This window comes from Cytobacillus sp. FSL M8-0252, assembly GCF_038007345.1.
GTDB lineage: Bacteria > Bacillota > Bacilli > Bacillales > Cytobacillaceae > Cytobacillus > Cytobacillus kochii.
Genome location: NZ_JBBOWZ010000001.1, coordinates 1539181 through 1551486 on the forward strand (window position 1 = coordinate 1539181; position 12306 = coordinate 1551486).

5 protein-coding genes, 17 tRNA genes and 3 rRNA genes are annotated in these 12306 nt (G+C 44.5%); all 25 read left to right on the forward strand.

The features are described 5' to 3' along the window. Nucleotides 1–138: 138 nt before the first annotated feature. Nucleotides 139–999 (forward strand): nucleotidyltransferase-like protein, encoded by an 861-nt coding sequence (locus MKX83_RS07935; protein WP_251163047.1) that lies wholly within the window; start codon nucleotides 139–141, stop codon nucleotides 997–999. Nucleotides 1000–1279: 280 nt separating this feature from the next. After that, nucleotides 1280–2828: ribosomal RNA gene (locus MKX83_RS07940) — 16S ribosomal RNA — on the forward strand. A gap of 387 nt (nucleotides 2829–3215) precedes the next feature. Then, nucleotides 3216–6148, forward strand: a 23S ribosomal RNA gene (locus tag MKX83_RS07945). 229 nt (nucleotides 6149–6377) lie between these two features. Then, nucleotides 6378–6495: ribosomal RNA gene (gene rrf, locus MKX83_RS07950) — 5S ribosomal RNA — on the forward strand. Together the 16S, 23S and 5S rRNA genes with 17 tRNA genes alongside form the textbook arrangement of a ribosomal RNA operon. Before the next feature lie 19 nt (nucleotides 6496–6514). Continuing rightward, a tRNA-Asn gene (locus MKX83_RS07955) sits at nucleotides 6515–6589 on the forward strand. A gap of 2 nt (nucleotides 6590–6591) precedes the next feature. Continuing rightward, a tRNA-Ser gene (locus tag MKX83_RS07960) sits at nucleotides 6592–6685 on the forward strand. A 15-nt stretch (nucleotides 6686–6700) separates the two neighbouring features. Further along, nucleotides 6701–6775, forward strand: a tRNA-Glu gene (locus MKX83_RS07965). Between the two features lie 4 nt (nucleotides 6776–6779). Further along, nucleotides 6780–6855: transfer RNA gene (locus tag MKX83_RS07970), tRNA-Val, on the forward strand. Nucleotides 6856–6865: 10 nt separating this feature from the next. Further along, nucleotides 6866–6939 (forward strand) — tRNA-Met (locus MKX83_RS07975). A gap of 3 nt (nucleotides 6940–6942) precedes the next feature. Next, nucleotides 6943–7019: transfer RNA gene (locus MKX83_RS07980), tRNA-Asp, on the forward strand. Nucleotides 7020–7073: 54 nt separating this feature from the next. Beyond that, nucleotides 7074–7149: transfer RNA gene (locus tag MKX83_RS07985), tRNA-Phe, on the forward strand. 3 nt (nucleotides 7150–7152) lie between these two features. After that, nucleotides 7153–7225 (forward strand) — tRNA-Thr (locus MKX83_RS07990). 11 nt (nucleotides 7226–7236) lie between these two features. Next, nucleotides 7237–7320, forward strand: a tRNA-Tyr gene (locus tag MKX83_RS07995). Nucleotides 7321–7323: 3 nt separating this feature from the next. Further along, nucleotides 7324–7397 (forward strand) — tRNA-Trp (locus MKX83_RS08000). Nucleotides 7398–7403: 6 nt separating this feature from the next. Continuing rightward, a tRNA-His gene (locus tag MKX83_RS08005) sits at nucleotides 7404–7479 on the forward strand. A 46-nt stretch (nucleotides 7480–7525) separates the two neighbouring features. After that, a tRNA-Gln gene (locus MKX83_RS08010) sits at nucleotides 7526–7600 on the forward strand. 5 nt (nucleotides 7601–7605) lie between these two features. Then, nucleotides 7606–7680: transfer RNA gene (locus MKX83_RS08015), tRNA-Gly, on the forward strand. 19 nt (nucleotides 7681–7699) lie between these two features. Continuing rightward, nucleotides 7700–7773 (forward strand) — tRNA-Cys (locus tag MKX83_RS08020). A gap of 31 nt (nucleotides 7774–7804) precedes the next feature. Then, a tRNA-Leu gene (locus MKX83_RS08025) sits at nucleotides 7805–7893 on the forward strand. 21 nt (nucleotides 7894–7914) lie between these two features. Further along, nucleotides 7915–7997 (forward strand) — tRNA-Leu (locus tag MKX83_RS08030). A 3-nt stretch (nucleotides 7998–8000) separates the two neighbouring features. Continuing rightward, a tRNA-Gly gene (locus MKX83_RS08035) sits at nucleotides 8001–8071 on the forward strand. Between the two features lie 338 nt (nucleotides 8072–8409). Beyond that, complete coding sequence (locus MKX83_RS08040) at nucleotides 8410–9225, forward strand: ABC transporter ATP-binding protein (RefSeq protein WP_095369988.1); 816 nt, start codon at nucleotides 8410–8412, stop codon at nucleotides 9223–9225. Nucleotides 9226–9288: 63 nt separating this feature from the next. Beyond that, entirely contained in the window at nucleotides 9289–10209 is a 921-nt protein-coding gene (locus tag MKX83_RS08045; protein ID WP_307318270.1) for an iron-hydroxamate ABC transporter substrate-binding protein, read from the forward strand. Between the two features lie 4 nt (nucleotides 10210–10213). After that, complete coding sequence (locus MKX83_RS08050) at nucleotides 10214–11254, forward strand: FecCD family ABC transporter permease (protein WP_322909115.1); 1041 nt, start codon at nucleotides 10214–10216, stop codon at nucleotides 11252–11254. Further along, nucleotides 11251–12258: a FecCD family ABC transporter permease gene (locus tag MKX83_RS08055; protein WP_095369985.1), complete on the forward strand. Its 1008-nt coding sequence runs from the start codon at nucleotides 11251–11253 to the stop codon at nucleotides 12256–12258. Before MKX83_RS08050 ends, MKX83_RS08055 begins: the two co-directional genes overlap by 4 nt. The last annotated feature ends 48 nt before the right edge of the window (nucleotides 12259–12306 follow it).

The following is a 12306-nucleotide window of genomic DNA, read 5'->3' on the forward strand; positions in this document are numbered from 1 at the left end:
CCCTCCTAAACACTAACTATATCATATCATTGTAAGAAAAAATAAAAAAATTGTCACTATTTGTTGGTGTTTATCAAAGGAAATTTAGATGAATTGTCGAACTAATATATATTAATACGAAATTATGGGGGCGTTATGATGGAAGATATACTCCGTCCTATTTATCAAGAAAGAGCTAGTCAACTAAATACACTAGGTGTGTTAATTGTAGAGGGAAATGAAAAGACAATTTCAAATAGAGATACGTTTGATGCAATACTATTAATTATCGTAGAAAATGCGGATACGCCTATTTTTGTGAAGCATTACACATTTGAAGATAAGAAAGCCTCAATGCAAATAATAACGAAGCAACAATTGGATCAATGGATACTTATGGGGAGTAATAGGAAGATTTTTGACTGGCTTTATAGTGGGAAGGTTTTATTTGATCGCAATGAATATATAGGAAACTTGCGTGATAAATTAAACGAATTCCCTTTCAAGGACAGAAAGCTCAAAATGGGACTAGAGTTTGCTAAGCTGATAAGAAGATATACAGATGGGAAAACTTTGTTTGAAAATCAGAATTATTTCGATGCTTATAATAATGTTGTTCATTCTTTGCATCATTTAGCAAGGCTTTCAATTATAGAAAATGGTTTCCATCCAGAAGTAACATTGTGGAATCAAATTCGCCATATGGAACCAGAAATAATGAAACTTTATGAAGAGTTAGTACAAAGTCATGAGCCGCTTGAGAAAAGGTTAGAGCTATTATTTTTAGCTAGTGAATTTTTAATTCATTCACGAACAAAGGCTGGAGTTGGCCATTTACTTGAAGTTTTAGCAGAACAATCAGTTTGGACAATTCAAGAAATCATCCAGCATAAAGAACTGAGACACTACTCAGTGGATTTGGTGATTCTACTAGAATACTTAATTGATAAAGGGTTTATTAAAGTGATTAGTGAAGAAACAAAAGGAAAAGGGATTAAACACCGATATTACAGTTTGTAATAAATTATATTAAAAAAGCAAAAAGTGGTTGACCTAGAAGAAAAATGATGATATATTAATAACCGTCGCTAATAACTGTATGAAAAACAGCTAACGCGACGGATGATTTAAAAAAGTATTGACTCCATAATAATAGATGTGTTATTATTGGAAAGTCGCTTCTAAAGCGAACGAGATTGTTCTTTGAAAACTGAACGAACGTAAAACGTCAAGCGTAATTTTAAAAAGCTGATTTATCAGCAACAAAGCACCATAGGTGCAAATGAGCTAATCAAACACTTTATTGGAGAGTTTGATCCTGGCTCAGGACGAACGCTGGCGGCGTGCCTAATACATGCAAGTCGAGCGAATCTGAGGGAGCTTGCTCCCAAAGATTAGCGGCGGACGGGTGAGTAACACGTGGGCAACCTGCCTGTAAGACTGGGATAACTCCGGGAAACCGGGGCTAATACCGGATAATATCTATTTATACATATAATTAGATTGAAAGATGGTTCTGCTATCACTTACAGATGGGCCCGCGGCGCATTAGCTAGTTGGTGAGGTAACGGCTCACCAAGGCGACGATGCGTAGCCGACCTGAGAGGGTGATCGGCCACACTGGGACTGAGACACGGCCCAGACTCCTACGGGAGGCAGCAGTAGGGAATCTTCCGCAATGGACGAAAGTCTGACGGAGCAACGCCGCGTGAGTGATGAAGGTTTTCGGATCGTAAAACTCTGTTGTTAGGGAAGAACAAGTATCGGAGTAACTGCCGGTACCTTGACGGTACCTAACCAGAAAGCCACGGCTAACTACGTGCCAGCAGCCGCGGTAATACGTAGGTGGCAAGCGTTGTCCGGAATTATTGGGCGTAAAGCGCGCGCAGGCGGTTCCTTAAGTCTGATGTGAAAGCCCACGGCTCAACCGTGGAGGGTCATTGGAAACTGGGGAACTTGAGTGCAGAAGAGGAAAGTGGAATTCCAAGTGTAGCGGTGAAATGCGTAGAGATTTGGAGGAACACCAGTGGCGAAGGCGACTTTCTGGTCTGTAACTGACGCTGAGGCGCGAAAGCGTGGGGAGCAAACAGGATTAGATACCCTGGTAGTCCACGCCGTAAACGATGAGTGCTAAGTGTTAGAGGGTTTCCGCCCTTTAGTGCTGCAGCAAACGCATTAAGCACTCCGCCTGGGGAGTACGACCGCAAGGTTGAAACTCAAAGGAATTGACGGGGGCCCGCACAAGCGGTGGAGCATGTGGTTTAATTCGAAGCAACGCGAAGAACCTTACCAGGTCTTGACATCCTCTGACAATCCTAGAGATAGGACTTTCCCCTTCGGGGGACAGAGTGACAGGTGGTGCATGGTTGTCGTCAGCTCGTGTCGTGAGATGTTGGGTTAAGTCCCGCAACGAGCGCAACCCTTGATCTTAGTTGCCAGCATTTAGTTGGGCACTCTAAGGTGACTGCCGGTGACAAACCGGAGGAAGGTGGGGATGACGTCAAATCATCATGCCCCTTATGACCTGGGCTACACACGTGCTACAATGGATGGTACAAAGGGCTGCAAGACCGCGAGGTTTAGCCAATCCCATAAAACCATTCTCAGTTCGGATTGTAGGCTGCAACTCGCCTACATGAAGCCGGAATCGCTAGTAATCGCGGATCAGCATGCCGCGGTGAATACGTTCCCGGGCCTTGTACACACCGCCCGTCACACCACGAGAGTTTGTAACACCCGAAGTCGGTGGGGTAACCTTTTGGAGCCAGCCGCCTAAGGTGGGACAGATGATTGGGGTGAAGTCGTAACAAGGTAGCCGTATCGGAAGGTGCGGCTGGATCACCTCCTTTCTAAGGAATATACGGAATTAACTTGATGTTAGACTGTTCGTTCAGTTTTGAGAGTATAATCTCTCAAAATAAGGTGAAAGTAGCGAAGGATTCAAGGAAGCGTAAGCTGACGAGAATACCAAAGCTTACCATTCATCAATCGTTCTTTGAAAACTAGATAATGTAATGAAGAAGATTACCGAGTAATCGCCACCTTAGTTATTTTCTCTCTATATAATAGAGTAGAGATACTAAACTTTTTTTAAAAACACACAACCGTGAGGGTTGTGAGAAGCAAGCAGTTCAAGGAAGCGAGCGAGGAAACACCGGAGTGTGCGTCTTGTGCACATGAGGATGTTGACGAGTGAGCTGACGCCGAAATGCGTAGCTTATCGCAAGCCGAACAATGGTTAAGTTAATAAGGGCGCACGGTGAATGCCTTGGCACTAGGAGCCGATGAAGGACGGGACTAACACCGATATGCTTCGGGGAGCTGTAAGTAAGCTTTGATCCGGAGATTTCCGAATGGGGAAACCCCCTATCCGTTATGGGATAGGATCCATACCTGAATACATAGGGTATGGAAGGCAGACCCGGGGAACTGAAACATCTAAGTACCCGGAGGAAGAGAAAGCAAACGCGATTCCCTGAGTAGCGGCGAGCGAAACGGGATTAGCCCAAACCAAGAGGCTTGCCTCTTGGGGTTGTAGGACATTCTATACGGAGTTACAAAGGAACGAGATAGACGAAGAGGTCTGGAAAGGCCCGCCATAGGAGGTAAAAGCCCTGTAGTTGAAACTTCGTTCCCTCCAGAGTGGATCCTGAGTACGGCGGGACACGAGAAATCCCGTCGGAAGCAGGGAGGACCATCTCCCAAGGCTAAATACTCCCTAGTGACCGATAGTGAACCAGTACCGTGAGGGAAAGGTGAAAAGCACCCCGGAAGGGGAGTGAAAGAGATCCTGAAACCGTGTGCCTACAAGTAGTTAGAGCCCGTTAATGGGTGATAGCGTGCCTTTTGTAGAATGAACCGGCGAGTTACGATTACATGCGAGGTTAAGTTGGACAGACGGAGCCGTAGCGAAAGCGAGTCTGAATAGGGCGAATGAGTATGTGGTCGTAGACCCGAAACCAGGTGATCTACCCATGTCCAGGGTGAAGTCCAGGTAACACTGGATGGAGGCCCGAACCCACGTACGTTGAAAAGTGCGGGGATGAGGTGTGGGTAGCGGAGAAATTCCAATCGAACTTGGAGATAGCTGGTTCTCTCCGAAATAGCTTTAGGGCTAGCCTCATGCGTAAGAATCTTGGAGGTAGAGCACTGTTTGGACTAGGGGCCCTCATCGGGTTACCGAATTCAGACAAACTCCGAATGCCAAAGATTTATCCATGGGAGTCAGACTGCGAGTGATAAGATCCGTAGTCAAGAGGGAAACAGCCCAGACCACCAGCTAAGGTCCCAAAGTATACGTTAAGTGGAAAAGGATGTGGAGTTGCTTAGACAACCAGGATGTTGGCTTAGAAGCAGCCACCATTTAAAGAGTGCGTAATAGCTCACTGGTCGAGTGACTCCGCGCCGAAAATGTACCGGGGCTAAACGTATCACCGAAGCTGTGGATTGAACATCGTTGATGTTCAGTGGTAGGAGAGCGTTCTAAGGGCGTTGAAGCTAGACCGTAAGGACTGGTGGAGCGCTTAGAAGTGAGAATGCCGGTATGAGTAGCGAAAGATGGGTGAGAATCCCATCCACCGAATGCCTAAGGTTTCCTGAGGAAGGCTCGTCCGCTCAGGGTTAGTCGGGACCTAAGCCGAGGCTGAAAAGCGTAGGCGATGGACAACAGGTTGATATTCCTGTACCACCGTATTCTGTTTGAGTGATGGGGGGACGCAGGAGGATAGGGTAAGCGCACTATTGGATGTGCGTCTAAGCAGTTAGAGGGACCATGAGGCAAATCCCATGGTCACATACCTTGAGCTGTGATAGCGAGGGAAATTTAGTACCGAAGTTCTTGATTCCACACTGCCAAGAAAAGCCTCTAGCGAGGAATAAGGTGCCCGTACCGCAAACCGACACAGGTAGGCGAGGAGAGAATCCTAAGGTGAGCGAGAGAACTCTCGTTAAGGAACTCGGCAAAATGACCCCGTAACTTCGGGAGAAGGGGTGCTCATTAGGGTGTTAAAGCCTTGATGAGCCGCAGTGAATAGGCCCAGGCGACTGTTTAGCAAAAACACAGGTCTCTGCGAAGCCGCAAGGCGAAGTATAGGGGCTGACGCCTGCCCGGTGCTGGAAGGTTAAGAGGAGAGGTTAGCTCACGCGAAGCTTTGAATCGAAGCCCCAGTAAACGGCGGCCGTAACTATAACGGTCCTAAGGTAGCGAAATTCCTTGTCGGGTAAGTTCCGACCCGCACGAAAGGCGTAACGATCTGGGCACTGTCTCAACGAGAGACTCGGTGAAATTATAGTACCTGTGAAGATGCAGGTTACCCGCGACAGGACGGAAAGACCCCGTGGAGCTTTACTGTAGCCTGATATTGAATTTTGGTACAGCTTGTACAGGATAGGTAGGAGCCTTAGAAGCCGGAGCGCTAGCTTCGGTGGAGGCGTCGGTGGGATACTACCCTGGCTGTATTGAAATTCTAACCCACATCCCTTATCGGGATGGGAGACAGTGTCAGGTGGGCAGTTTGACTGGGGCGGTCGCCTCCTAAAGAGTAACGGAGGCGCCCAAAGGTTCCCTCAGAATGGTTGGAAATCATTCGTAGAGTGTAAAGGCACAAGGGAGCTTGACTGCGAGACCTACAAGTCGAGCAGGGACGAAAGTCGGGCTTAGTGATCCGGTGGTTCCGCATGGAAGGGCCATCGCTCAACGGATAAAAGCTACCCCGGGGATAACAGGCTTATCTCCCCCAAGAGTCCACATCGACGGGGAGGTTTGGCACCTCGATGTCGGCTCATCGCATCCTGGGGCTGTAGTCGGTCCCAAGGGTTGGGCTGTTCGCCCATTAAAGCGGTACGCGAGCTGGGTTCAGAACGTCGTGAGACAGTTCGGTCCCTATCCGTCGTGGGCGCAGGAAATTTGAGAGGAGCTGTCCTTAGTACGAGAGGACCGGGATGGACGCACCGCTGGTGTACCAGTTGTCTTGCCAAAGGCATCGCTGGGTAGCTATGTGCGGAAGGGATAAGTGCTGAAAGCATCTAAGCATGAAGCCCCCCTCGAGATGAGATTTCCCATAGCGCAAGCTAGTAAGATCCCTGAAAGATGATCAGGTTGATAGGTTAGAGGTGGAAGTGTGGCGACACATGCAGCTGACTAATACTAATCGATCGAGGACTTAACCAAAAACGAAAAGCGAAAGCGCCTACCTAGGCGCTGTAGCTGGACAATACGAAATGCGGGCGGCTTCAAGCCGCCGCAGCTAGACAGCACTACGTAAGTAGTCGCGTCAGCACGCATTCAGGCGATTACTCAAAACAATCTTCTTCAACATTACCTAGTTTTCAGAGAATGATTTAAAATTTCTCTTGAAAATTTTATTAAAGACGTTATAATAATATATGTCTTTAAAAAGTCCGGTGGCGATAGCGAGAAGGTCACACCCGTTCCCATACCGAACACGGAAGTTAAGCTTCTAAAGCGCCGATGGTAGTTAGGGGCTGTCCCCTTGTGAGAGTAGGAAGTTGCCGGGCATACATACTATTAAATTATTCCGCAGTAGCTCAGTGGTAGAGCATTCGGCTGTTAACCGAACGGTCGTAGGTTCGAATCCTACCTGCGGAGCCAATGGAGAGCTGTCCGAGCTGGCCGAAGGAGCACGATTGGAAATCGTGTAGGCGGTTTATAGCCGTCTCAAGGGTTCAAATCCCTTGCTCTCCGCCATTAAACATATAAATTGGCCCCTTGGTCAAGCGGTTAAGACACCGCCCTTTCACGGCGGTAACACGGGTTCGAATCCCGTAGGGGTCACCATTTTGGAGGATTAGCTCAGCTGGGAGAGCATCTGCCTTACAAGCAGAGGGTCGGCGGTTCGATCCCGTCATCCTCCACCATTCATATTATCGCGGGGTGGAGCAGTCCGGTAGCTCGTCGGGCTCATAACCCGAAGGTCGCAGGTTCAAATCCTGCCCCCGCAATTTGGTCCGGTAGTTCAGTTGGTTAGAATGCCTGCCTGTCACGCAGGAGGTCGCGGGTTCGAGTCCCGTCCGGACCGCCACTACATAAATTCACACAAATTAATTTAAAACATATTGTAAAACGTATAAGTTTTGGCTCAGTAGCTCAGTCGGTAGAGCAAAGGACTGAAAATCCTTGTGTCGGCGGTTCGATTCCGTCCTGAGCCACCATTTGCCGGCCTAGCTCAATTGGTAGAGCAACTGACTTGTAATCAGTAGGTTGGGGGTTCAAGTCCTCTGGCCGGCATTGTTTTTTATGGAGGGGTAGCGAAGTGGCTAAACGCGGCGGACTGTAAATCCGCTCCTTCGGGTTCGGCAGTTCGAATCTGCCCCCCTCCACCATCTAGGGGTATAGTTTAATGGTAAAACGAAGGTCTCCAAAACCTTTGATGTGGGTTCGATTCCTACTACCCCTGCCAATTATGGCGGTTGTGGCGAAGTGGTTAACGCATCGGATTGTGGTTCCGACATTCGTGGGTTCGATTCCCATCAGCCGCCCCATTATTTTAAATTCACATTTTTTGCTTTCATGCATAGAATATACAAATGGGCTATAGCCAAGTGGTAAGGCAACGGATTTTGATTCCGTCATTCGCAGGTTCGAACCCTGCTAGCCCAGCCAGATCTGCGGAAGTAGTTCAGTGGTAGAACATCACCTTGCCAAGGTGAGGGTCGCGGGTTCGAATCCCGTCTTCCGCTCCAAGTAGTTATTTATATTGATGGCGGCATAGCCAAGTGGTAAGGCAGAGGTCTGCAAAACCTTCACCACCGGTTCAAATCCGGTTGCCGCCTCCAATACATATTCACTCATTTTTATACACCTCATGCCGGGGTGGCGGAACTGGCAGACGCACAGGACTTAAAATCCTGCGGTAGGTGACTACCGTACCGGTTCGATTCCGGTCCTCGGCACCATAATTAAATAAAAGAATATTTGCCGGTGTGGCGGAATTGGCAGACGCGCACGACTCAAAATCGTGTTCCATCACGGAGTGTCGGTTCGACCCCGACCACCGGTATTTGCGGGTGTAGTTTAGTGGTAAAACCTCAGCCTTCCAAGCTGATGATGAGGGTTCGATTCCCTTCACCCGCTTATATGGAAGTTAAGGACTGTAGACAATCTCTATTTATTAGCAGATTGTCTACAGTTTTTTTTAGTTGAAGTGATTAGTTTTGTTGTTTTTTACTAACCTTAACGAAGTGCATAATGAGTGAAGAGAATGGATGAAAGGCTTCAGTAACGAGAAATGCATTCTCCTTAAAAAATATATGCAGAATACAGGTTGGTTAACAAGAAATATGTTGGAAATGAAAACTTTTCGGATTGATGGTTGACAGGATAGCTTTTATTAGATAAAATTTTCTTTGAAGTTGATAATCATTATCAATGACATGATGATGATCTAAAATGTTCGGATGGAGTGAATGACCTTGTCTAGATTATTTACTGAAGACTTAAGAATTGCATACGGTGATAGAGAGATTGTGAAGAACTTAAACATGATGATACCAGACGGTGAGATTACGGCTATTATTGGGCCGAATGGTTGTGGTAAATCGACTGTCTTAAAGACGATTGCAAGAATTATCCAAGCCAAAGCTGGGTCTGTATATCTTGATGGTAAGCAAATCAGTAAGGAATCGACAAAAGCGATTGCACAAAAAATGGCCATTCTTCCTCAATCTCCTGATGCTCCTGAAGGCTTAACGGTTTCAGAGCTAGTATCTTATGGAAGATTTCCATATCAAAAGGGTATGGGGAGATTAACAGCAAAAGATCGCCAGGTGATAGATTGGGCACTCCAAGTAACAGGAATTGCAGAATTTAAAGATAGAGAAGTAGATGCATTGTCTGGTGGACAGCGGCAAAGAGTATGGATCGCGATGGCTTTGGCTCAAGAGACTGATATAATCTTATTAGATGAGCCGACTACATATTTAGATATGTGTCATCAATTGGAAGTATTAGAACTGTTAAAAGAGCTTAATCAATTAGAAAATAGAACAATTGTTATGGTTATTCATGATTTAAACCATGCAGCAAGGTTTGCTGATTATTTAATTGCTATGAGAGCAGGCAAAATTATTAAAAATGGTGCTGCGAAGGAAGTTATGAATAAGCAGATTTTAAGAGAAGTATTTAATATTGATGCAGAAATTGGTATTGATCCACGTACACAAAAACCAATCTGCTTAACTTATGATTTAATTGATAGTAGGATGGTAGTTCAAGAGCAAGTCGTTTAATGATTTGCTTCTTTTTTTGACTATAATTGAGAATGATTATTATTTTAAAGGTGGATGGAGAACTTGAAAAAGCAATTGGTATTTTTATTTTTTATTCTATTATTAGTTTTAACAGCTTGCGGAAATGGTGGGAATGAATCGTCAGGTGAAGGCAGTAAGGAAACGGAAAAAGAAACATTTACATATAAATCAGAAAATGGAGAAATGGAGTTACCAGCTAATCCTGAAAGAGTAGCATCTATGGCTTACACTGGTAATGTTCTATCATTAGGGATTACGCCAGTAGCAATAGATGAGTGGTCTAAAGCGAACAAATTTTATGGTGATAAACTGAAAGATTCTGAAGTCATTACAGCAGATAATGTAGAGAAATTATTAGAATTAGAACCAGATTTAATTATTGCATATTCAACTGACGAAAATTTAGATAAATACAAAGAAATCGCGCCAACCGTCACATTAACTTATGAAAAATATGGCTATTTAGATCAACACCTTGAAATAGGTAAGGTGTTAGGAAAAGAGCAGGAAGCACAAGCATGGGTGGAAGAGTGGAAAGAAAAGACAGCTGCTGAAGGTGAGAAAGTAAAAGAGGCAATTGGTGATGATGCGACTATTATGGTATTTGAGACATTTGGTAAAGACATGTATGTGTATGGTGAGAACTGGGGACGCGGAACAGAAATCATTTATCAAGCACTTGGTTTAAAAGCACCTAAAGCGGTAGAAGAAGAAGTATTTGGACCAGGGTACTTAGCTATATCTTCAGAAGTCATACCAAAATATGCTGGAGATTATATTTTCCTAGGAGATGGACAAGGAGCCGATAATTCCTTTACTGAAACAGATGTTTGGAAAGGCATCCCAGCAGTGGAAAATGACCGCGTGTTTACATTTGACTCTTCTTCTTTCTATTTCAATGATCCCATTTCATTGGAAGAAGAATTAGCATTTATCGTTGAAAATTTACTTGGGGCTAAGTAATATAATGAAAAATAATACTTTTAATGAAGCAAAGGAAAAGAAAATATATGCACGTCCTGCAATTGCTTCTATTATTCTAGTACTAAGCTGCCTACTTTTAGTAGGTAGCTTAGTTTTGGCTATTTCGGTTGGAGCAGCGAGTATTTCATTTGCAGATGTTTGGCAAGCTGTATTTGCTTATGAACAAGGAAACGAAGACCACCAAATTATAAGAAGTATACGATTACCTCGTGAGCTAGGAGCTGCTGTTGTCGGCGCGGCTTTTGCTGTTAGTGGTGCCATTATGCAAGGAATGACAAAAAACCCTTTAGCAGATCCGGGTTTACTAGGTTTAAATGCAGGTGCAAGTTTAGGACTAGCGATTGCCTTCTCGTATGTAGGCAATACAAATTATATGATTATTATGTTATTCTCATTTATTGGAGCAGGGATTGCTGCTTGCTTAGTATTTGGATTTAGCGCAATGAAAAGAGGTGGGATGAGTCCACTAAAAATAACGTTAGCTGGTGCGGCAGTTACTGCATTTCTTTCATCGATTGGAGAAGGGATAGCACTTATAAATAAATTATCACAAAGTATTGCCTTTTGGACTGCTGGTGGCGTTTCAGGAACAACATGGGCACAGTTGCAAATTGTTACACCTACAGTACTTTTCGGTATTATAATTGCCATCATGCTCTCAAGAAGTTTGACTGTATTAAGCTTTGGAGAAGATGTGGCTAAAGGCTTAGGGCAAAGAACTTTTATTGTTAAGGCTGTGCTCATGACGGTTGTGCTTATATTAGCAGGTGCCGCGGTCTCTCTTGTTGGGGCGATTGCTTTTGTTGGTTTATTAATTCCTCATATCGTGAGATTTTTAGTCGGTACGGATTATAGATGGATTATTCCGTGTTCAGCCGTAATAGGTAGTGTGTTTTTAGTTTTAGCCGATACGGCAGCAAGAATGGTTAATCCTCCTTTTGAAACACCAATGGGAGCAATTGTAGCAATACTTGGCCTACCTTTCTTCTTGTACCTTGCAAGAAAGGGGAGATCATTAATATGATTAGTGCCCGCCACTTTAAACGTTCAATTATTATCATTATCTCGACGTTTGTGTTACTATTGCTTATCTTTACAATTAGTGTAGCAACAGGATTTGCCTCTTTAAGTCCCGATCGTCTTTTGCCAACATTACTTGGTAATGGAACGGCGAAGGAAAACCTGATTTTATTTACCTTTAGATTGCCGAGGATACTGATTGCGGTGCTCGCAGGCATGGGTTTAGCTTTGTCGGGGGCAATCTTACAGAGTATTACGAGGAACCCGTTAGCAGATCCGGGAATACTAGGAATTAATTCAGGTGCCGGTTTGTTTGTCGTTTTCTTTGTTTTGTTATTTGGAAATAGTACAGGCAATCATTTATATTTGTTGCCACTATTCGCTTTAATTGGAGGATTAATTACCGCTATATTCATTTACCTTCTCTCTTACAAGAGAGGGGAGGGCATTCAACCTGGTAGAATGCTTTTAGTTGGTGTAGGATTAGCTGCTGCTATAAATGGTGCATTGTTAACTCTTGCTTCTAAAATGGCTAGAGAAGAGTATGATTTCTTCGCCAACTGGGCTGCAGGGAGAATATGGGGAGATGATTGGTTATTTGTCTTTGCTCTCCTTCCTTGGCTTGCAATATTAATCCCGTTCATTTACTTTAAATCAAATACGCTAAATACGATGGCTTTAAATGAAGAGCTTTCTGTAGGTCTTGGAGTTAAAACGAATAAGGAAAGGTATATACTGTTATTGGCTTCCGTGGCCTTGGCAGCTGCGTCAGTATCCGTTAGTGGCGGTATAGCATTTATCGGTTTGTTAGCACCCCATATTGCAAGAAGCTTAGTCGGTCCTAGACATCAGTTGTTTTTGCCTGTTGCGGCAATGTTTGGGGGCTTACTTTTACTTTCAGCAGATACGGTTGGCAGAGTTTTACTTGATACGATTGGCATACCAGCGGGAGTAATTGTATCATTTATTGGGGCGCCGTATTTTCTATATTTAATGGCTAAGAAATAATAGACTTAAAAATCGAACAAAATAAGAGTGAAATGCACCCCACTTGCT

Bases quoted from the DNA above. Each gene is read 5' to 3' on its own strand.
- MKX83_RS07935 (WP_251163047.1), top strand. From the start codon at position 139: ATGGAAGATATACTCCGTCCTATTTATCAAGAAAGAGCTAGTCAACTA.
- MKX83_RS08050 (WP_322909115.1), top strand. From the start codon at position 10,214: ATGAAAAATAATACTTTTAATGAAGCAAAGGAAAAGAAAATATATGCA.
- MKX83_RS08055 (WP_095369985.1), top strand. From the start codon at position 11,251: ATGATTAGTGCCCGCCACTTTAAACGTTCAATTATTATCATTATCTCG.